The organism is Anaerococcus nagyae (assembly GCF_017874535.1).
In the GTDB taxonomy this organism is placed as follows: domain Bacteria; phylum Bacillota; class Clostridia; order Tissierellales; family Peptoniphilaceae; genus Anaerococcus; species Anaerococcus nagyae.
On record NZ_JAGGLS010000002.1, the window covers coordinates 162,040 to 183,285 of the forward strand.

Sequence of the window (21,246 nt, forward strand, 5' to 3'; positions counted from 1 at the left end):
TCCTTAGCTTAAGAATTTATTTAAGGAAGAGTTTATTTTTATTCTTATAATTTTAGAATAATAAGAGAAGGTAGAGATATGGAAAAAGTAGGATGCTATATTCACATTCCTTTTTGTCACAAAAAATGTTATTACTGTGATTTTTGTGCATACATGAATGTGGAAAATAGGATAGATAATTACATTAATAATTTGACAAGAGAAATAGAGCTATATCAAGATAAATTATGTGTAGACATAGATTCTATTTATCTAGGAGGTGGTACTCCTTCTTACATAGATAGTAAATACATAGAGAGTATTGTAAAGACTTTACATAATTTTAATTTAGATAATCTAAAAGAGTTTACTATAGAATGTAATCCAAATTCTATTAATAAGGATAAGCTATTGTTATATAAGGATTTAGGTATAAATAGAATATCTCTAGGAGTCCAATCTTTTGACGATGAAGTTTTAAGATCTATAGGTAGAGATCATAGTTCAGAAATTGCCATATCTGATATAGAACTTATTAGAAATACAGGTTTTGATAATTTAAGTTTTGACTTAATGCTAAACTTACCAAATCAAGATTATAAATCAATTAAGAATGATTTGAATATAGTAAAAAGTATTAGTCCGGAACATATATCTTGGTATTCTCTAATTGTAGAAGAAGGTTCTAGATTTTATACCTTAAATAAAAAAGGTAAATTGAATTTAATGGATGATGATATAGAAGTTGATATTTTTGATGAGCTTATAGAAAATCTTGATCAAATTGGCCTTAAGCGTTATGAGATATCAAATTTTGCCAAAAAAGGATTTGAATCTTACCACAACAAAAAATATTGGGAAGGTAATGGATATATTGCCTTTGGTATGAGTGCTGCAGGATATCTTGGAAATTATAGATACAATAACACCAAAAATTTTATTCATTATAATAATATGATTAATAAAAATAAACTTCCTATAGAGAATATTGAAATAATTGAAAGCCAAGAAAAAGAAATAGAATATATAATTTTTAAATTAAGAGAGATTTCGGGTATTAATCTTAAGGCATTTAAAGATAAGTTTGGAGTAGACTTTATAGATAAGTATGAAGACGAGATTAATCAATTCATAGATTTAGATTATTTCATAATAGATGATAACTTTAGATTTAGTAAAAAAGGAATGGATTTATCTAACCAATTTTTATCTCTTATCATTTAAATTTTTCTTCTTGACAGGCATATATTAGCTAGTATATTATTATTAGCAGTCGATACTAAAGAGTGCTAAAGGAGAAAACTTTGAATGATAGAAAACTTAAAATATTATTCTCTATCATAAACTCTTACATTATAGATGGCGAGCCAATAGGTTCTAAAAGCCTTGCTGATGAATACAATTTAAACATTTCTCCAGCTACTATTAGAAATGAGATGAGTGCACTTGAAAAAATGGGTCTTATAGAAAAAGCTCATTCGTCAAGTGGTAGACTTCCTTCTGATAAGGGTTATAGAATGTTTGTTGATTATATCTTAGAAAATGAACTTGAAGATATAAAAAATGTAAAGCAAAATAATGCTTTTGTAAACTTACTTGATAAAAGATATCACAATGCAACAGATATTGTCGAGACTGCAACTAAGGTACTTGCTGACATGACTAATCTAACAGCAGTATCCCTAACTTTAAAAAACGAAATTAAAACGATAGTAAATATGGAGCTTATAAGATTATCTGATAGTCAAATTTTACTTTTGGCAGTCTTTGATAATGGGCTTATAGTAAATGAAAGTATTTATTTAGATTATAGTATAAGCCCCGAGGAGCTTTTGTTTATAAATAACGTTCTTAAAGAAACTATGGTAGGAACTGATATCAACGAGGTTTATGATAAGCTGATATTACTTAAAAAGGACTTGCTAAGTGAATATAGTTTTTTACTAGATATCATTAAGACGAGGCTTAAGGGTCAATCTTTTGGAAAGTTAAGTAGAGAATTACAAATTGAGGGCTTAGGTAATATTTTTAATTTTAAAGAGTATGATGATTTAGCCAAAGCTCGTGATTTTATAAAAATGTTTGACAGTAAAGAAAAAGTCGATAGCTTTTTAAAAAATAATTTAGATAATAACCTTGATATTAGTATAGGATATGAAAACAAGCTAGATGAACTTAAAGAAAGTACAGTTATAACCTCATATTTTAAAATAAATGAGGAGGTTGTAGGCCAAATTGGTATAGTAGGACTTACACGTATTAATTATATAGATGTCATATCAGATATTATGATGATATCAGGATTATTAAATAAATAAGAGAGGGCGCAATCGTGGATAAAGAAAATAAAAATGATGAAAACCTGATTGATGATGAAGACATTATAGATGAGAATTTAGAAGATGATGAAGAATTTATTGATGGTGAAATTGTTGATGATGAAGATCAAATTATTGATGAAAGCTATGATTCTTCTGATCTAAATGATGATGTTATTGAAGAAGATTTCAATGAATTTAAAGATAAATATCAAAGACTACTAGCAGATTTTACTAATTATAAACAAAGGGAAGAGGCTTCAAAGGCTGATTTCAAAAAGTATGCTGTAGGTAATCTAGTTGAAAAACTCTTACCAGTTTTAGATAACTTTGATAGAGCACTAAAAGATCAAGATCCTGAAGATGGACTTGTTAAGGGAATAGTAATGACTCGTGATGAGATGATAAGAGTTTTAGAAAAAGAAGGACTTGAGCTTATTGAATCTGATGGATGTTTATTTGATCCAAATATTCATCAAGCTGTTTTAGCAGAAGATTCTGATAAGGTTGAAAGTGATCATATTATTGAAACATTCCAAAAAGGATATAAATTAAACAATAAAGTTATAAGACCAGCTATGGTTAAAGTGGCAAAATAGGAGGCTTATTAGTATGGCAAAAATTATAGGAATTGACTTAGGTACAACAAACTCAGCAGTAGCTGTTATGGAAGGTGGAAGTCCAGTTATAATTCCAAACAGCGAAGGTAATAGAACTACACCATCAGTTGTGGCATTTTCTAAAGATGGGGAAAGACTTGTAGGTGAAACTGCAAAAAGACAAGCAATTACAAATCCAGATAGAACAATTTCTTCTATTAAAAGAGAAATGGGTTCTGATTATAAAACAGCAGAAATTGATGGTAAAAAATATTCTCCAGAAGAAATTTCTGCAATGATTTTACAAAAACTAAAATCAGATGCTGAAAAATATCTTAACGATACAGTAACAAACGCAGTAATTACAGTACCAGCTTACTTTACAGATGCTCAAAGACAAGCTACAAAAGATGCTGGAAAGATTGCAGGACTTAATGTAGATAGAATTATCAACGAGCCAACAGCAGCTTCACTTGCTTATGGGCTAGATAAAGAAAGTGACCAATCTAAGATTATGGTTTATGACCTTGGTGGAGGTACATTTGATGTTTCCATCCTAGAAGTTGGTGATGGAGTATTTGAAGTACTTTCAACACGTGGTAACAATAGACTTGGTGGGGATGACTTTGATAATAAACTTGTAGATTATTTAGCAAATGAATTTAAAAAAGAAAACGGTGTAGATCTTACAAAAGATTTAACAGCTATGCAAAGATTAAAGGATGCTGCTGAAAAAGCTAAAAAAGAACTATCATCAACTACTACAAGTAATGTAAACTTACCATTTATTACAGCTGTAGACGGTCAACCAGTTCACTTAGATATAACAGTCTCAAAAGCTAAATTTGATGAATTGACAAAAGATTTAGTAGATGAAACTAAAAAACCAGTACAAGATGCATTATCAGATGCAGGTCTTTCTGCAAGTGATATTGATAAAGTATTATTAGTAGGTGGATCTACAAGAATTCCTGCAGTTCAAGACTTAGTTAAAAACTTAATAGGTAAAGAACCACAAAGAGATATAAACCCTGATGAATCAGTAGCGCTAGGTGCAGCAATTCAAGGCGGTGTACTAACAGGTGAAGTAAAAGACCTATTACTTCTAGATGTTACACCTTTATCATTAGGTATCGAAACACTAGGTGGAGTTGCAACAAAACTTATAGAAAGAAATACTACAATTCCAACAAAGAAATCACAAGTATTTACAACTGCAGCAGATGGACAAACAGAAGTAGATATCCATGTTGTACAAGGTGAACGTGAAATGGCCGCAGATAATACAACACTTGGACGTTTCCAACTTACAGGAATCCCAGCAGCAAGACGTGGAGTTCCACAAATTGAAGTTACATTTGATATAGATGCCAATGGTATTGTAAATGTAACAGCAAAAGATCAAGGCTCTGGAAAAGAACAAAAAATCACAATAACTTCATCATCCAATCTAAGCGAAGATGAAATTAATAAGAAAGTAAAAGAAGCAGAACAATTTGCTGAAGAAGATAAAAAGAAAAAAGAAGATATTGATGCAAAAAATAATGCAGAAAGTCTAGTATATCAAGCTCGCAAAACTCTTGATGAAGCAAATATAGAGGGTGCTGAAAGAGATGAAATCGAAGCAGAAATTAAAAAACTAGAAGATGCAATTGCAACAAATGATGCAGAACAAATCAAATCCCAAACAGAGGCGCTACAAGAGAAAATTTACTCAATGAGTGAAAAGATGTATCAAGCTAGTGCAGGTGCCGAAGGTAGTCAAGCAGAAGGCTCAGAGGATGATGTAGTTGATGCAGACTATGAAGTTATAGATGACGATGAAGAATAATATTTGATTTATAATAGCAAAGAAATTTAATCGGAGTATAATAAATTAAATAAAATTAAAAAGCTATTTCAATGTGAAATAGCTTTTTTTAAGTGTAAATGGAGGAAAAATGCAAGATCCATATGAAGTACTAGGCGTATCTAAAGACGCCACAGATGCAGAAATTAAAAGAGAGTATAGAAAACTTGCTAAAAAATATCATCCTGACCTAAATCCAGGTGATCAAGAAGCAGAGCAAAAATTTAAAGAAGCTACTTTAAGTTATGAAATTTTATCGGATAAAGAAAAAAGAGCTCAATATGATAGATATGGCGAGGCTGCTTTTGAAAACGGTGGAGCAGGCTATAGTGATTTTTCTAGCGGATTTGGAGATATATTTGGAGATATATTCTCTGACTTATTTAGCGGTGGAGCTAGTCAGTCTAATCGTCCCAGAAAAGGAAGTGATATTCAGCAAGTTATTAAACTTAGTTTTGCAGAAGCTGCTTTTGGTGTAAGTAAAGAGATACAAGTAAGAAGAGAAGTAGAATGTGAAACTTGTAGTGGAACAGGTGCAAAAGATAAAAGTTCTATCCATACATGTGAAACTTGTGGAGGAAGAGGTGTTGTTAATGAAGTAAGCCAAACACCTTTAGGAAGAATTAGTAGGACTGTTACCTGTAGAGAATGTAATGGTAGCGGTGAGATTATAGATGATCCATGTAAAGTTTGCCATGGTGAGGGAACTATATATAAGTCCGAGCGTATTAAAATTGATATTCCTTCAGGTGTAGAATCTAATAATGTAATTAGGATTTCAAATAAGGGTAATGTAGGTGAAAATGGAGGTCCAAATGGTGACCTTTATGTAATAATGGAAGTTGAAGATCATGAAATATTTAGACGTAATGGATTAGATATTTATTATGATATGCCTATATCATTTACAACTGCTGCTCTTGGAGGAGAAATAGAAATTCCAACTTTAAAGGAAACCAGAAAATTTGATATACCAGAAGGAACTCAAACAGGTACTAAGTTTAAACTAAAAAAAGAAGGAATTACTGACGGAAGAACAAAAAGAACAGGTGATCTTTATTTCTATGTAAAAGTTGTAACTCCTACTAAATTAAATAAAGAACAAAAGGATGCTTTAGAAACTTATGCAAATACTCTAGGGGAAGAAGTTTCTAATCATCAAAAAGGGTTCTTATCTAAACTCAAGGACTTCTTTGAATAATGGCTAGTACGTTTAATATAATAACTCTAGGATGTAAAGTAAATCAGTATGAATCAGAAGCAGTTGAAGAGCTATTTTTAGAAAAGGGATATCAAAGACAGGCAAGAAATGCTGATATTTATGTTATAAACACATGTACTGTTACAAATATGAGTGATAGAAAAAGTAGGCAAATGATATCCAGAGCTCGTCGTGACAACCCAGATGCAGTGATTGCTGTTATGGGTTGCTATTCTCAAGTGAAACCAGAAGAAGTGGCTGAAATTAATGGTGTTGATATAGTACTTGGATCTAGAAATAAGGAAAGTGTAGTGGAGCTTTGTGAGGATATTTTACAAAACAAAAATGTAAGAGATAAGATCATAGCTCCAAGTGAGACAAAAAGCTTTGAAGAGTTACAGATTTCAAATCAAACAGAAATGACAAGGGCGTACCTTAAAATTCAAGATGGTTGTAATATGTATTGCTCATACTGCCTTATTCCCTATGCTAGGGGCAACATAGTAAGTCGTGGTATTGGAGATATAGTAGAGGAAACTAAAAGACTAGCAGCAAATGGATTTAAGGAGATAGTACTTACTGGCATACATGTATCAAGCTTTGGAAAAGATTTTGATGAAGATATAAGCTTAATAGATGCTATTGAAGCAGTTGCAAAAGTTGATGGCATAGAAAGAATAAGGCTATCATCTATGGAGCCTCGTCATATTAGCCGCAATTTCTTAGAAAGAATGAAAGCTACAGGTAAGGCTTGCGACCACTTCCATTTATCATTACAATCAGGATCAGATGATATACTTAAGGCTATGAATAGAAAGTATGATACAGTTATCTTTAAACAAAAAGTAAATTTGATAAGAGAAGTTTTCCCAAATGCTGGTATTACAACTGATATCATAGTAGGTTTTCCTGGCGAAACAGAAGAAAATCATAAGCAAACTATGTCTTTTGTCGAAGAAATCAAATTTTCTAAAACACATTTATTTAAATTCTCACCTCGTGAAGGTACTAGGGCTGCTAAGATGGGTGATCAAATAAATGGTAATATCAAAAGAGAAAGACTACACGATTTAGAAAAGGTAGAAGAGAAAAATAGAATAGAGTTTTTAGAAAAGCAACTAGATCAAATTCTATCAGTACTTATAGAATCAAAATCTGATTTTAAAGGATATAGTGGAGGATATTCTACTAATTATTTAAAGGTAAATGTTAAAGAGAATATTCCAGCTAATACTATAGTAGATATAAAAGTTACTGGTACTTTGGATGAAGAATTAGTTGGGAATATAATAAAAATATATAATTAAATTATATTTAATATGATATTTTAGTTAAGCTAGTAATTACCTTGTGTAGGGAGGCTTAGTATAGTCGTAAGAGAAATATAGTATTTTTTATATTAACTCAAAAGAACGAATTTGAATATGAATCTAAACTTCAATAGATTCTTGGCCTGGTTTATAGTTTAATGTAGATTTGTGGATGATTGTATAGGTCAATCCAGATTTATTTTTTAGGTATAAATTTGCATAGTTCTTAGCGATAGTGTAGGTTTTAATAGAATAATCTGGATTATCTACTGCTACTTTTGAATAATTCCAAGTAGTACCATATAGTAATGTTTAACTCCTATCTTTTTAGCAGCAATCATAGATTTAATAGCTCCGTTTAGATCTACATTATTGTAGTTTCAGAATAATATTTTCCAGCTGTTCCTATTGAAAATAAGACTTTATCATAGTCCTTATAGTCTTTAGCCGTATCATCTGTAGAGTCATTAGCAACATCTATCGGCTTAGCATCTATATTACTATCTTTAAGGTTGCTTAGTTTTTTTTCATCTATTACGCTTGCTGTAAAGTCTGCCTTATTTTTTATCAAGTATCTTAGTAATTTTACTAGCTACGCCACTATTTGCTCCTAATAATAAAAATTTCATGATCCTTTCTTTTTTCTTATCTTATATGCTTACCAATTATAAAAAAGTTTATTAAAAAACGTTCATTTCTCAATATTTTTATTGACTGAGTTTTTTTTATGTGGTATTATATATAGCAATGGGGGTGAAGTATGGATTGTGTATTTTGTAAGATTGTAGATGGAGATATACCATCTGACACAATTTACGAAGATGATCAAATAATTGCATTCAAAGATTTAGATCCACAAGCACCTATCCATTTTCTTGTTATACCAAAAAAGCACATAACAAGTTTAGCTACGCTCGAAGATAGTGACAGTGCTCTTATAGCTCATATTATGAAGTCTATAAAAAGACTTGCAGAAGAAAAAGGACTAGAATCTTACAGAGTTGTTACTAATATCGGCGAAGACGGGGGACAAAGTGTTCCTCACTTGCATTTTCATGTATTAGGCGGCAGATCATTTAACTGGCCACCAGGCTGATTTGCTTACTAGAATCTGAAAAAATTTTGTGTTATACGAGAGGGGGGATAGAGATGACAGAAATCAGAGTTGGAGAAAATGAATCAATCGATAGTGCAATTAAAAGATTTAAAAGACAATGCGCAAGATCCGGTGTACTTTCTGAATACAGAAAAAGAGAACACTACGAAAAACCAAGCGTTGTAAGAAAAAAGAAAAATGACGCTGCTAAAAGAAAAAACAGAAAAAACAAATAATTTATGTTTAAAGAACCTTAGGGTTCTTTTTTATTTTGTTAAAAGGGGTAACTATATTATTATAATAAGGAGGTTTACATGAAATTTATTTATTATAAACCCTTTCCTCAAGCCATTGAATATATTAAAGAATGGGAGAAAGATAATAATATAGAAGTAGAAGTATCTAGTAATAAGTTTGACTATAAAGAAATTGAAAAATTATCAGCTTATGATGGCTTAGTTCTTACTACTATAAAAGAGTTAGAAGAAGATATGTATCAGAAGATAGCTGATCAAGATATAAAGCAAATTGCTTTAACATCTGTTGGATTTGATAAAATTAATTTAGATAAAGCAAATGAATCGGGTCTTGTAATTACTAATACTCCAGATTATTCTCCAGAATCTATAGCAGAATTCACTATAATGTCTATATTAAAACTATTAAAAAATGATAATAAAATTAGTAGAAATATAGAAAATAAAAATTTTAGATTTACAGATGAAATTTTAGGAGAAAGTATAAGAGATAAGACTGTAGGTATTTATGGCTTAGGTACTATTGGATTTTTGGTTGCTCAAAGTTTAAAAGCTATGGGAGCTAAGGTAATATCATATACTCCACATCCTAAAGGATATGCAAGAAATACAGTGGAATTTGTAGATGATTTTAATGCATTTTTAGGAAAATCAGATATTATCACTATCCATTCTGCTCTAGTAGACGAAAATTATCATCAATTTGATAAGAAAGCATTTTCAAAAATGAAAAATGGATCTTATTTAGTAAATATTGCTAGAGGCGGTCTAGTAAATACTAAAGATTTATTAGACGCAGTTGATAGTAGGAAGATAAAGTCAGTAGCTCTGGATGTTTATGAAAATGAAACAGGTATATTTACTCATAAAAATCCATCATATGATGATGATATTTTTGATAGATTATTATCAAATCCGAATATAATTATTACTAATCATATAGCATTTTTTACAAAAACTGCTATAAAAAATCAAGTTTATTTATCTTTAGATTCTGTAAAAGAAGTCTTAGAAACTGGAGATAGTAAGAATAGAATAAATAAAAATTAGGAGATAGATATTTATATTCTATTTCCTAATTTTTTTGTAAGCTTATAATATAATTATAAATTTCATTTTTTGAAAAACTACTTTTATCTTTGATAATCTTACTAATATCTTTGGTTTTTTTGCCTTCTTCTAACAACAATTTTATTTCATCTTTATAATCCTCTAAGGATTCATTATTTGTAATAACCTTACCTGAAAGTATCAATACAAATTCACCTTTAAGAGTGATATCAGCAATATTTATTTTATTAATATCATATAGCAGATATTCTTCAAATTTTTTAGTGAGTTCTCTTGCTATACATAGCTTTCTTTCAGGGAAAATTTCTTTAAAATCGCTTATAGTATTTTCTAAATTATGGGGTGTGTCAAAAATTATAGATGTATTTTCTTCTATTTCTAGCTTATTATAAAGATCTTTTTTATCAGAATTTTTTTTAGGTATAAAACCATAATAAGAAAATTTATTATTATCAAGACCTGAACCTACAAGGGCAGTAATAAGTGAGCTTGCCCCTGGCAAAATTGTATAAGATATTTCCTCTTCTATACATTTTTTTATTAATATGTGACCTGGATCGGAAATGCCTGGCATACCTTGATCTGTTATAATTCCATAAGTTTTTCCAGTCTTGACATTTTCTATAATATCTTTTCCCTTGGACATTTCATTAAATTTGTGATAGCTAGTAAGAGGCTTATCTATATCGTAATAATCTAGTAATTTTTTACTTTCTCTAGTATCTTCACAGGCTATAATATCTACTTTTTTTAAGATATTTATGGCACGAATTGTTATATCTTCAAGGTTTCCAATTGGTGTTGGTATAAAATAAATTGAATAATCCATCATAACTCCTCTAATTAATTATCCCATTTATTTTTTTAACTTCATGGCTATAGGAGCCATTTTCATAAATTATAAGAGGATCTTCTATTTTTAAACCATCTTTAGCATTTTTAACAAATTCTATAAGAATAAATTGAGGTTTTTTATCAAATGTAGATGAGGCAAATCTTATTCTCTTAGGTTTTAAATTATTTGATTTAGAAAGAATATCTATCATTCTTTCAGGCTTATGAATCATAAATAATTTTCCTTTGTCTTTTAAAGTTTTATTTGCAAAATTAAAAATATTTTCTAATGTTAAATATTTTTCTTGCCTGGATATTAAAAATTCTTCACTTTTGTTTCCTATATTATCATTTATTTTATAATATGGAGGATTAGTTATGATGTAATCTATATTATTAACCCCTAAGTTTACTGTATTTAGGTCCTCGTTTATTACTTCTATATTTTTAATCTTATTTAAATCTAAATTTTTAATTAGTAAATCTGCTTTCTCTTTTTGAATCTCTATGGCATATATTTTTTGAGGATTGTAGTAGGCACTAGCTCCAAGGCTTAAAATACCTGATCCACTCCCAATATCTACTAGCTTTTTATCTCTTTTCATTTTGGCAAAATCTAGTAGAAGAATTGAGTCTATGCCAAAGCTATAAGATTTATTTTTATGTATCATTTTTATATTTGTTTTTGGTATGTAATCTAACTTATCCATAAAAATATTATAACATAGGCTTGAAATATTTATAAAAATCTTTATAATAATATATTATAAATTATTTTTAGGGATTGAAGGAGGGGTAATATGGAACTTATTTTTAATATTAAAGATGTATTCATCTGTCCATTACACGCAATCCTTGCCTTTATCAAAAAATTAAAATTTCCAAATAAATACGTTTGCCATGACATAAAAGAGAGCCCTGTCTAGGGTTCTCTTTTTTTAGTGTCACTAGTTTAATTTGATAAAGCAAGGAGGGGTAATAAAAGTTATGAGCGGAGTTGTAGGTATTAAATCTGATGAAGATGTCTCACAAAAACTCTATTATTCTTTAAGTACTATCCAGCATAGGGGTCAAGATTCCGCTGGAGTAATTTTTTCAGACGGGAATAGCTTAAATAGAATAAAGGGAATGGGATTAGTAAATGATGTATTGAGTGATTATCAAACTGTGGATAATAATTCCAAAATCGGGATAGGACATGTTAGATCTTCTAGTGAAGGATGTAACATGGATTATAATATAGAACCATTAGTTAGCTTCTCAAAAAATAATGAGTTTTCTATAGCACATGACGGTAATTTGGTTAATTATAATCTTTTAAAAGACAAGAATGAGAGAAAAGGAGTTGCTTTTCATACTCATACAGATAGCGAATTGATTTTACTTTTGATAACTAGATATTATGAGAATGATATAGTTAGTGCTATTAGAAAAACTATGGATATTATAAAAGGAGCATATTCCTGCATTCTTTGTATGCCAGATAAGATAGTTGCCTTTAGAGATTATTATGGTTTTAGGCCTTTAATGATAGGAAGCAATGACGATACTGCAATTGTGGCTAGCGAAAATCCTGCTATAGAGATATTAGATATTGATAATTATAGGGATATCGAAGCAGGAGAAATAGTAGTTATAGATAATAATGGTATTAAGTCTTATCCATCAAAAAAGAATATAGAACAAAAACATTGTATATTTGAATCAATTTATACTGCTAGACCAGATGCTAACATAGGAAATGTCAATTCTTATATGTTTAGAAGAGCTTGTGGTGAAGTTTTATATAGGCAATCACCTATAGATGCAGATCTAATTTGCCCTGTCCCTGATTCGGGTACACCTTCTGCTATAGGTTTTGCACAAGAAGCTGGTATACCTTTTGCAGCAGGTTTAGTTAAAAATAGATATATGGGTCGAACTTTTATAAAGCCTAGTCAAAAAGAAAGAGATCTAGCTGTAAAGCTAAAATTAAATCCACAAAAATCCGTTATAGATGGCAAGAGGATAGTTTTAGTAGATGATTCAATAGTTAGAGGTACTACTAGTGCTAAGCTAATTAAAAGAATGAGAAAGGCTGGAGCCAAGGAAGTACATTTTAGAGTTAGCTCACCTGCTTTCAAGTATCCTTGTCATTATGGTATAGATACACCAGATAAAGATAAGCTTATAGCTTCAAAATTAAGTATAGAAGAAATAAGAAAGCAAATTGGAGCAGATAGCTTAGAATTTATCAGTCTTAAAAATATGATGCAATTAGTTGATAAGCCAAGTAGTTATTGTCAAGCTTGTTTTACTGGTAATTATCCTATAGATGAGGAAGATTTATGAATTTAGCGGTATTTATATCTGGCACAGGAACCAATCTAAAAGCTCTAATAGATGCTCAAAATACTAAATATTTTACAAGTCAAATTAATATAGTCGTATCAAATAAAAATGCTAAAGGATTAGAATACGCAAGATCTAATAATATAAGGTGTCTGATAAGTAAAGATGATGATGAAATAATTGATACATTAAAAAAATATGATATTGATCTAATAGTGCTTGCAGGATATTTAGTAAAAGTTAGTAAAAAGATATTAGATGAATTTACAGTTATAAATATCCATCCGTCACTATTGCCTAAATATGGAGGCAAGGGATTTTATGGGATGAATGTTCATAATGCAGTATTTGATAATAAGGAAAAGATAAGTGGAGTCACAGTTCATTATGTAAATGAAAATCTCGATGATGGAGATATAATACTACAAAAAAAAGTAGATATAAGTAAATGCACGAGTGCTGAAGAAATCAGTAAAGAAGTTTTAAAAGCAGAACATAAAACGCTAAGGGAAGTAATAAGAAAGTTGGAGGAAGAAGAGTGCGCGCATTAATATCAGTTACAGATAAGACAGGTATAGAGGAATTAGCTAAAGGACTTAAAGATTTAGGAGTAGAAATTGTATCTACTGGTGGTACATATAAAAAGATTAATGACGCAGGAATAGAAGCTATTGAAATAGATCAAATAACAAATTTTCCTGAAATTTTAGAAGGTAGAGTAAAGACACTTTCTCCATACGTTCACGGTGGTATTCTTTATAAGAGAGATGATGAAAATCATGTAAATACAGTAAAAGAACATAATATAAAACCAATTGATATAGTCGTTGTAAATCTTTATGAATTCCAAAAAGCTTTAGAAAAAGGTAATCCAGATAATATTATAGAAAATATAGATATTGGCGGTCCTTCTATGGTAAGATCTGCAGCTAAGAATCATAAAGATGTCCTAATAGTAACAGATCCAGCTGATTATGATGAGCTTTTGGAAAGACTTAAAAATGATGAAATAGATCTTTTATATAGACAAAAATTAGCTATGAAAGCTTATAATCTTACAGCTTTTTATGATTCTATTATCGCTAGATATTTTTCAAAATTAATAGGCGAAGAGGGCAAGTATAAAACTTATGGTTTTGAAAAAGAAAGTGATTTAAGATACGGAGAAAATCCAGGACAAGAAGCAGCACTTTACAATGATCCATTTGTAAAAGGCCTTATGGAAAATATAGAAGTAATCCATGGTAAGGAAATGAGTTATAACAACTATAACGATCTAAATCCAGCTTTAGAATTAGCTCAAGAATTAGGAGAAAAAGCAGTTGTAGCTCTAAAACACCAATCTCCATGTGGTGTAGCTGTTGGATCTGATATATACGATTCATACACTAAGGCTTTTGAATGTGATAGCCAATCAATATTTGGTGGTATTGTTGCAGTAAACGGTATTGTTGATGGAAAAACAGCTAGCAAAATGCATGAAATTTTCTTAGAGATAATTGCGGCTAGTGACTTTACTGATGAAGCTTTAGAGATATTAACACAAAAGAAAAATGTAAGACTCGTAAGAGTTAACTTTGACAATGAGACAGTTAAAGAAGAAATTAGATACCTAAATGGGAAAGTGCTAATCCAAGGTAAAGATTTTGGTAAAGATGAAGTTGAAATTGTAACAAATAAAAAGCCAAATGAGGCAGAAATTAAAGACTTATTATTTGCTCAGAAAGTTGTAAAATATGTAAAATCCAATGCTATTGTAGTTGCAAAAGATATGAAAACACTAGGGTGTGGTGCAGGACAACAATCAAGAGTATGGGCGCTTGAGTCTATAAGAGACCACTTTAAGGATAGAGATTTTACTGGAGCTGTATTAGGATCAGATGCCTTTTTCCCATTTTCAGATACTGTAGAACTTGCTCATGAGATGGGAATAAGTTCAATAATAGAGCCAGGCGGATCTATAAGGGATAAAGATTCTATTGATAAATGTAATGAATATAATATGAGCATGGTATTTAGCAAGTCTCGTCATTTTAAACATTAAGGAGAGTATTAGTGAATATATTAATTATTGGTTCAGGAGGTCGTGAGCACGCTCTGGGTAAGAAAATTGCAAGTAAAAATAGAAAAATTTATTTTGCTCCAGGAAATGGAGGTACTTCTTCAACAGGGGAAAATGTTGATATTCAAGTAGATGAAATAGAAGAATTAGTAGATTTTGCAAAAAATAATAGTATAGACTTTACAATAGTAGGACCAGAGTTGCCTTTGTGTGAAGGCATAGTAGATGAATTTGAAAAAAATAATCTTAAGATATTTGGTGTAAATAAAAGCGCATCAAGATTTGAATCAAGTAAGGGTTTCACAAAAGAATTTTTAAATAAATATGATATAAATACAGCTTCTTATCTAAAGACAGATGATAAAAGTGAGGCAATTAATTTTGCAAAAGATCTTTTAGAAAAAAATAATAAAGTTGTTTTAAAAAGGGATGGTCTAGCAGCAGGTAAGGGCGTATATATTATTGAAAATAATGAGGAACTTGTTAAATTTATAGATGATATTTTTGCCAAAGATAAAGATATAGTTATAGAAGAATATATTGACGGCTTTGAAATGAGCCTTCTTTGTCTAACAGACTCAAAAACTATAATTCCACTACCAACTAGTAAAGACCATAAAAAAATATATGATAAAGAGTTAGGTCCAAACACAGGGGGTATGGGAACCTATGCTCCAAATATAGAAGCGGAAGCCTATAAAGAAAAAATTAGTGAAGATATATTGCCAAAAATACTAAAAGGATTTAACCAAGAAAATATAGATTATAGAGGTGTTTTGTTTATAGGATTTATGATAAATGAAACAGGTATCTATGTTTTAGAATTTAATGTAAGATTTGGAGACCCAGAGACACAAGTTGTTTTAGAACTTATAGACAATGACCTATTAGAATTATTAATGTCAACTTCAGAAAAAAATCTTAAAGATATTGATCTTAAAATAAACGATAAAAAGGCAGTTTGCTTGGTATTAGCATCTGAGGGATATCCAAAAAGTTATGAAACTAATAAAGAAATAAGCATTGATAGTGGGATTAATTCAATTATTTATCATGCAGGTACTAAAGAAGAGAATGGAAAATTATTAACTTCTGCCGGTAGAGTGTTAAATATAGTTTCTACGTCTTATAATTTTGATGAAGCTATTAGCCAAGTTTATCAAGATGTTGATAGAATAAATTTTGATAATAAATACTATAGAACGGATATAGGTCCATCAGTAAAAAGGGTTTATGTAAAACGCAAAGATCAATTTGATTTTGCGTCACATAATCTTAAAACTAAGATAAAAAATACATTAGATATAGACATAGAAGATATCAAAATATATAACAGATATGATATTGAAACTAGTGATGATAATCTTAAAAAGATTTTATATACAGTTTTATCAGAAGCTCCAGTAGATGAAGTATATGCTTTTGATGATGCTATTAATTTACAAGAATCTTTTAAGAAAACTATTGTAAGTCAATACTTGCCAGGGCAATTTAATCCTAGAGAAAAAGGAGTTATTGATACATCTCTTCTAATAATAGAAGATAATGAATTAGCGGTTAAAGCCTCTACCGTTTATGAATTATCGGGTGTTAAAGATTGTGATATAGAAAAGATAGAAGATTTTTTAATAAATCCAGTAGATTCCCAACAAGTTAGCCTTATAGGAATTCCGACTACCTTAAAAGTCAAAAATAATAAAAATTTAGAAAATATTACTTTTTATAACTTTAGAGAATATAAAGATGAACAATTAAGAGAATTTTTAGAAGAAAATTCTATGGCAATGAGCCTAGATGATATCAAATTGGTAAGGGATTACTTCAAGAAAGAAAATCGTGATCCTGATGAAACTGAGATAAAAATTTTGGATACTTATTGGTCAGACCACTGTAGACATACAACATTTAATACATTCTTAGATATAGAATTTGATACAGCAACTCTTTTAGATGAGGCTATAAGGGATTCATTTGAAAAATACTTACAGATGAGAAGAGTTTTAGATATTAAAAAGCCAATAAATTTGATGAGTTTTGGTACAATTCTTTCTAAGTATATGAGAAAAAATGATAACTTTGATGATCTGGAAGTATCTAGTGAGATTAATGCCTGCTCCATTTATACAAAAGTTAGGGTTCTTAAAGATGGAAAAGAATCTCTAGAAGACTATTTACTTATGTTTAAAAATGAAACTCATAATCACCCTACAGAAATAGAACCTTTCGGAGGTGCATCAACTTGTTTAGGTGGAGCAATCAGAGATCCACTTTCTGGAAGAGCCTATGTATATCAAGCTATGAGATTATCAGGGGCAGCTAATATAAAAGAAGATTATAAAGATACTTTAAAAGGAAAACTTGCTCAATCCAAAATTACCAATGAGGCTGCTCATGGATATTCTTCTTATGGTAATCAAATAGGGCTTGCTACAGGTCTTATAGATGAGTTTTATCATGAAGGATATAAGGCTAAGAGAATGGAGTGTGGAGCGGTTATAGCTGCTGCACCTGCAGAAAATGTAAAAAGACTCGATCCTAAAGAAGGTGATATCGTAATACTTCTTGGAGGAAAGACGGGTAGAGATGGTATAGGAGGAGCAACAGGATCATCAAAATCCCACAAAGTAACTTCTATACAAACAGAATCAGCTCAAGTTCAAAAAGGTAATGCACCAGAAGAACGTAAGATCCAAAGATTATTTAGAAATCCAGAAGCTGCTAAGCTTATAAAAAAATGTAACGACTTCGGTGCTGGAGGAGTTGCAGTTGCAATAGGAGAGCTTGCTGATGGTATTGATATTCATTTAGATAAAGTCCCATTAAAATATCAAGGGCTTAAACCATTTGAAATTGCAATTTCAGAGTCTCAAGAAAGAATGGCAGTTGTAATAGATAAAGATGATAAAGATTTATTTATGAAGTATGCCAAAGAAGAAAACTTAGAAGCTACAGAAGTGGCTGAGGTAACTAGTGACAATACAATGAGCATGTACTATGAGAATGAAGTCATTGCTAAGCTTTCCTATGACTTTATAAATACTAATGGTGCAGGTAGATATGAAGACGTGGATGTGGTAAGTGAAACTGTGCCAGAACTTCTTACAGTAAAAGATGATGATCCAAATAAATTCTATGAAAAAGTATCTAGCCTTGATATAGCATCAAAAAGAAATCTAATAGAAATGTTTGATTCATCTGTTGGTAGAAATACTGTTTTAAATCCATTAGGAGGGCATAAACTACTAAACCCAGCACAAGTAATGTCAGCAAGAATACCAGTAGAAGAAGGGGTTTCAAAAACAGCTTCACTAATGAGCTATGGTTTTGATCCAACTTTATCTAGTGGCAGTCAATACTTAGGTGGATATTACGCAGTAATAGAATCTATATCTAAACTAGTTGCTATAGGTTCAGACTTAGATCAAATAAGATTATCTTTCCAAGAATTCTATGAAAAGATGGATAATAGTAAAGCTTGGTCAAAGCCATTAAAATCTTTAATAGGAGCCTTTGAAGTGACAAATCATTTTAGTATGCCACCTATAGGCGGTAAGGATAGTATGAGCGGTACTTTTGAAGATATTAAAGTTCCACCTACATTAATATCTTTTGCAGTAACTACTGAAGATGTTGAAAACATAATTACTAATGACTTAAAAGGTGAAGGTAAGCTTGGTATTATAAAAGCTGATTATAAGAAAGATGGAACTATAGATCTAGATAAGTTAGAAGAAAATTATAAAAATCTTATAGGAGATATTAGAGAAGGTAATATAATTTCAGCTATTGCTCTTGATAGAAAAGGACTATTAGCAAATATATACGAACAAGCTATTGGAAATACTGGATTTACTTTAGAATATGATAACTTATATAATCCGATGTATGGTTCATTTGTCGTTGAATATAAAAATGATCGTGATTACATTGAAAGTATAGGTAATTTTAGCGAAGACATTATAGTTAATGGGGAAAAATTAGAAGAAGATAGACTATATGAGTCATATATCCATAGCTTAGATGAAATTTTCCCAGGATATGAAGAAATTAAATATCAAGAATTAAAAAACAATAAAGTTACTAGAAAATTGAAATCAAAGAAAATAGTAGATAAACCAAGAGCATTAATATTAGCAGCACCTGGAACTAATTGTGAATGGGACACTCAAGAAGCTTTTAAAAAAGCTGGAGCTGAAACAAATATATTGGTATTTAAAAATCAAAATGAAGAAGATATTAATGAGTCTATAGATCTTTTAGAAGACGAACTTAGAAAATCTCAAATATTTGTTATACCTGGAGGATTTTCTTTAGGAGATGAACCAGATGGATCAGCTAAATTCTTAGCAAATATCCTTCGTAATGAGAAAATTTCTAAAGCAATTGATTATTTATTAGATGAAAATGACGGATTAATATTAGGTATATGTAATGGATTCCAAGCTCTAGTAAAAACAGGACTATTACCATATGGGAAAGTTCTTATACCAGAAGATGAAGATCCTACACTTACGAACAATACTAGCTCACGTCATATAGCTACTTTTGTAAATACAAAAACTTTAACAAATAATAGTCCTTGGACTCTTGGAGTTGACTTAGATCAAACTTATAGAATACCTATTTCTCATGGTGAAGGAAGATTTATTGTTAGTGAAGAAAAATTAAAAGAACTTTTAGAAAATGACCAAGTATTTTCAGTATATGAGTCATCACCAAATGGATCAAACTATAATATAGAAGGTATTCTTTCAAAAGATGGCAAAATTTTAGGAAGAATGGGACATGCTGAAAGAATAGATGATGACTTATTTAAAAATGTTTATGATGTAAAAAGAGAAAATATATTTGAAAACGCAGTTAATTATTTTAGAAAGGAAAATATATGAAATTTTTAGGAGAAGGATTAACATTTGATGATGTTTTACTAGTACCAGGACCATCTGAAGTATTACCAAATGAAGTAGAAACAACAACCTACTTAACAAAAAAAATTAAATTAAATATACCAATGATGTCAGCAGGTATGGATACAGTTACAGAATCACAAATGGCTATAGCCATGGCGAGACAAGGTGGTATAGGTATTATCCATAAAAATATGTCTATAGAAGAGCAAGCTAGACAAGTTGATGTAGTTAAAAGATCTGAACATGGAGTTATTACAGATCCTTTTTATCTTCATCCAGATAATCTATTGCAAGATGCTCTAGATATAATGAAAAACTATAGAATATCTGGTGTGCCTATAGTCGATAAGGATATGTATCTAAAAGGTATTCTAACTAATAGAGATGTAAGATTCCAAGACGATCTAAATGTTGAAATTGATGGTATCATGACCAGTGAAAATCTTGTAGTAGGTTATGAAGGAATCAAGATGGATGAAGCTATAAAACTTATGGAATCTGCTAAAATAGAAAAGCTTCCTATAGTAGATGATGACTATAAATTAAAAGGACTTATAACAATAAAAGATATAGAGAAGTCCAAGCAATATCCAAATTCAGCTAGAGATGAAAATAATAGACTTTTAGTTGGAGCAGCCGTAGGTATTACTAATGATATGTTTGAAAGAGTAGATGCTTTAGTAAAAGCTAATGTAGATGTAATCACTGTAGACACTGCTCATGGTCATTCTAAAAATGTATTAAAATCTATTAAAGAAATTAAAGAAAAATATCCTGATTTACAAGTTATAGCTGGAAATATTGCTACAGCCGAAGCAACAAGAGATTTAATAAAAGCTGGAGCTGATGCAGTAAAAGTTGGTATAGGTCCAGGTTCAATTTGTACAACTCGTGTAGTAACTGGTATAGGAGTACCACAAATAACAGCTATAATAGATTGTGTCAATGAAGCTAGAAAATATGATATACCTGTAATAGCTGATGGTGGTATTAAGTATTCTGGAGATATTACAAAAGCTCTCGCTTGTGGGGCATCTGTTATAATGGCTGGATCTTTATTTGCTGGGACTGAAGAATCTCCTGGAGAAACAATTCTATTTGAAGGTAGACAATATAAGGAATATCGTGGAATGGGTTCACTATCTGCAATGAAAGATGGATCAGGAGATAGATATTTCCAAACAAATACTAAAAAATATGTCCCAGAAGGTGTAGAAGGCAGAGTAGATTACAAAGGGCCAGTTGGAGAAGTAGTTTACCAACTACTTGGTGGACTAAAATCTGGTATGGGTTATGTAGGAAGTAAAGATTTAAATGAACTTTATGAAAAAGCTAAATTTATTAGAATCTCACCAGCTTCATTAATAGAAAATCACCCACATGATATTACAATTACTAGAGAATCACCAAACTACACAAAAAGATAGGA

Annotated in this window: 18 protein-coding genes; 15 read left to right on the forward strand and 3 right to left on the reverse strand. The window is 30.3% G+C overall.

Translation table 11 applies throughout. The features are described from left to right. The first annotated feature begins 78 nt into the window (after positions 1 to 78). From hemW to mtaB, 6 genes are all read left to right on the forward strand, one after another. Positions 79 to 1,203, forward strand: coding sequence for a radical SAM family heme chaperone HemW (gene hemW, locus J2Z39_RS02900; RefSeq protein WP_209813711.1), 1,125 nt, complete (start codon positions 79 to 81; stop codon positions 1,201 to 1,203). Between the two features lie 80 nt (positions 1,204 to 1,283). Beyond that, the gene (gene hrcA, locus J2Z39_RS02905; RefSeq protein WP_117521074.1) at positions 1,284 to 2,297 is read left to right on the forward strand and encodes a heat-inducible transcriptional repressor HrcA; all 1,014 of its coding nucleotides are present in this window, start codon (positions 1,284 to 1,286) and stop codon (positions 2,295 to 2,297) included. 14 nt (positions 2,298 to 2,311) lie between these two features. Beyond that, complete coding sequence (gene grpE, locus J2Z39_RS02910; protein ID WP_209813713.1) at positions 2,312 to 2,896, forward strand: nucleotide exchange factor GrpE; 585 nt, start codon at positions 2,312 to 2,314, stop codon at positions 2,894 to 2,896. A 13-nt stretch (positions 2,897 to 2,909) separates the two neighbouring features. Then, positions 2,910 to 4,727 (forward strand): molecular chaperone DnaK, encoded by a 1,818-nt coding sequence (dnaK, locus tag J2Z39_RS02915; protein WP_117521078.1) that lies wholly within the window; start codon positions 2,910 to 2,912, stop codon positions 4,725 to 4,727. A 109-nt stretch (positions 4,728 to 4,836) separates the two neighbouring features. Then, a complete protein-coding gene (gene dnaJ / locus J2Z39_RS02920) occupies positions 4,837 to 5,946 on the forward strand; it encodes a molecular chaperone DnaJ (protein WP_117521079.1) in 1,110 nt (369 codons plus the stop codon). Beyond that, positions 5,946 to 7,253 (forward strand): tRNA (N(6)-L-threonylcarbamoyladenosine(37)-C(2))-methylthiotransferase MtaB, encoded by a 1,308-nt coding sequence (gene mtaB, locus J2Z39_RS02925; protein ID WP_209813715.1) that lies wholly within the window; start codon positions 5,946 to 5,948, stop codon positions 7,251 to 7,253. Before dnaJ ends, mtaB begins: the two co-directional genes overlap by 1 nt. Positions 7,254 to 7,620: 367 nt before the next feature. On the opposite strand, the gene J2Z39_RS02930 is transcribed toward mtaB, so the two are convergent. After that, positions 7,621 to 7,827, reverse strand: a complete 207-nt coding sequence (locus J2Z39_RS02930) for a hypothetical protein (RefSeq protein WP_209813718.1) — start codon at positions 7,825 to 7,827, stop codon at positions 7,621 to 7,623. 189 nt (positions 7,828 to 8,016) lie between these two features. Between J2Z39_RS02930 and J2Z39_RS02935 the strand changes: the two genes are divergently transcribed. The 3 genes from J2Z39_RS02935 to J2Z39_RS02945 all read left to right on the forward strand — a co-directional run bounded on the left by J2Z39_RS02935 (position 8,017) and on the right by J2Z39_RS02945 (position 9,659). After that, the gene (locus J2Z39_RS02935; protein WP_117521085.1) at positions 8,017 to 8,352 is read left to right on the forward strand and encodes a histidine triad nucleotide-binding protein; all 336 of its coding nucleotides are present in this window, start codon (positions 8,017 to 8,019) and stop codon (positions 8,350 to 8,352) included. 53 nt (positions 8,353 to 8,405) lie between these two features. Beyond that, positions 8,406 to 8,588: a 30S ribosomal protein S21 gene (gene rpsU, locus J2Z39_RS02940; RefSeq protein WP_117521087.1), complete on the forward strand. Its 183-nt coding sequence runs from the start codon at positions 8,406 to 8,408 to the stop codon at positions 8,586 to 8,588. Between the two features lie 78 nt (positions 8,589 to 8,666). Next, positions 8,667 to 9,659 (forward strand): NAD(P)-dependent oxidoreductase, encoded by a 993-nt coding sequence (locus J2Z39_RS02945; RefSeq protein WP_209813719.1) that lies wholly within the window; start codon positions 8,667 to 8,669, stop codon positions 9,657 to 9,659. Between the two features lie 25 nt (positions 9,660 to 9,684). Here J2Z39_RS02945 and rsmI read toward each other — a convergent pair whose 3' ends face one another. Further along, positions 9,685 to 10,509: a 16S rRNA (cytidine(1402)-2'-O)-methyltransferase gene (gene rsmI / locus J2Z39_RS02950; protein ID WP_117521091.1), complete on the reverse strand. Its 825-nt coding sequence runs from the start codon at positions 10,507 to 10,509 to the stop codon at positions 9,685 to 9,687. Between the two features lie 10 nt (positions 10,510 to 10,519). After that, complete coding sequence (locus J2Z39_RS02955) at positions 10,520 to 11,224, reverse strand: tRNA1(Val) (adenine(37)-N6)-methyltransferase (RefSeq protein ID WP_117521093.1); 705 nt, start codon at positions 11,222 to 11,224, stop codon at positions 10,520 to 10,522. A gap of 90 nt (positions 11,225 to 11,314) precedes the next feature. Here J2Z39_RS02955 and J2Z39_RS08590 point away from each other — a divergent pair, with 90 nt between their 5' ends. From J2Z39_RS08590 to guaB, 6 genes are all read left to right on the forward strand, one after another. After that, on the forward strand, positions 11,315 to 11,440 hold the full coding sequence (locus tag J2Z39_RS08590) for a hypothetical protein (RefSeq protein ID WP_281063085.1): 126 nt from the start codon (positions 11,315 to 11,317) through the stop codon (positions 11,438 to 11,440). A gap of 61 nt (positions 11,441 to 11,501) precedes the next feature. Continuing rightward, entirely contained in the window at positions 11,502 to 12,845 is a 1,344-nt protein-coding gene (gene purF / locus J2Z39_RS02960) for an amidophosphoribosyltransferase (RefSeq protein ID WP_117521095.1), read from the forward strand. Beyond that, a complete protein-coding gene (purN, locus tag J2Z39_RS02965) occupies positions 12,842 to 13,396 on the forward strand; it encodes a phosphoribosylglycinamide formyltransferase (RefSeq protein WP_209813721.1) in 555 nt (184 codons plus the stop codon). Before purF ends, purN begins: the two co-directional genes overlap by 4 nt. Then, a complete protein-coding gene (purH, locus tag J2Z39_RS02970) occupies positions 13,384 to 14,889 on the forward strand; it encodes a bifunctional phosphoribosylaminoimidazolecarboxamide formyltransferase/IMP cyclohydrolase (RefSeq protein ID WP_117521099.1) in 1,506 nt (501 codons plus the stop codon). The genes purN and purH overlap by 13 nt, the downstream gene beginning before the upstream one ends. 11 nt (positions 14,890 to 14,900) lie before the next feature. Next, positions 14,901 to 19,796, forward strand: coding sequence for a phosphoribosylformylglycinamidine synthase (locus J2Z39_RS02975; RefSeq protein WP_209813723.1), 4,896 nt, complete (start codon positions 14,901 to 14,903; stop codon positions 19,794 to 19,796). Continuing rightward, complete coding sequence (gene guaB / locus J2Z39_RS02980) at positions 19,793 to 21,244, forward strand: IMP dehydrogenase (RefSeq protein ID WP_117521103.1); 1,452 nt, start codon at positions 19,793 to 19,795, stop codon at positions 21,242 to 21,244. The genes J2Z39_RS02975 and guaB overlap by 4 nt, the downstream gene beginning before the upstream one ends. Positions 21,245 to 21,246 lie beyond the last annotated feature (2 nt).

Coding starts and splice junctions, on each gene's coding strand:
- hemW (WP_209813711.1), top strand. CDS start 79: ATGGAAAAAGTAGGATGCTATATTCACATTCCTTTTTGTCACAAAAAA.
- dnaK (WP_117521078.1), top strand. CDS start 2,910: ATGGCAAAAATTATAGGAATTGACTTAGGTACAACAAACTCAGCAGTA.
- dnaJ (WP_117521079.1), top strand. CDS start 4,837: ATGCAAGATCCATATGAAGTACTAGGCGTATCTAAAGACGCCACAGAT.
- mtaB (WP_209813715.1), top strand. CDS start 5,946: ATGGCTAGTACGTTTAATATAATAACTCTAGGATGTAAAGTAAATCAG.
- J2Z39_RS02935 (WP_117521085.1), top strand. CDS start 8,017: ATGGATTGTGTATTTTGTAAGATTGTAGATGGAGATATACCATCTGAC.
- rpsU (WP_117521087.1), top strand. CDS start 8,406: ATGACAGAAATCAGAGTTGGAGAAAATGAATCAATCGATAGTGCAATT.
- J2Z39_RS02945 (WP_209813719.1), top strand. CDS start 8,667: ATGAAATTTATTTATTATAAACCCTTTCCTCAAGCCATTGAATATATT.
- rsmI (WP_117521091.1), bottom strand. CDS start 10,509: ATGGATTATTCAATTTATTTTATACCAACACCAATTGGAAACCTTGAA.
- J2Z39_RS02955 (WP_117521093.1), bottom strand. CDS start 11,224: ATGGATAAGTTAGATTACATACCAAAAACAAATATAAAAATGATACAT.
- J2Z39_RS08590 (WP_281063085.1), top strand. CDS start 11,315: ATGGAACTTATTTTTAATATTAAAGATGTATTCATCTGTCCATTACAC.
- purF (WP_117521095.1), top strand. CDS start 11,502: ATGAGCGGAGTTGTAGGTATTAAATCTGATGAAGATGTCTCACAAAAA.
- purN (WP_209813721.1), top strand. CDS start 12,842: ATGAATTTAGCGGTATTTATATCTGGCACAGGAACCAATCTAAAAGCT.
- guaB (WP_117521103.1), top strand. CDS start 19,793: ATGAAATTTTTAGGAGAAGGATTAACATTTGATGATGTTTTACTAGTA.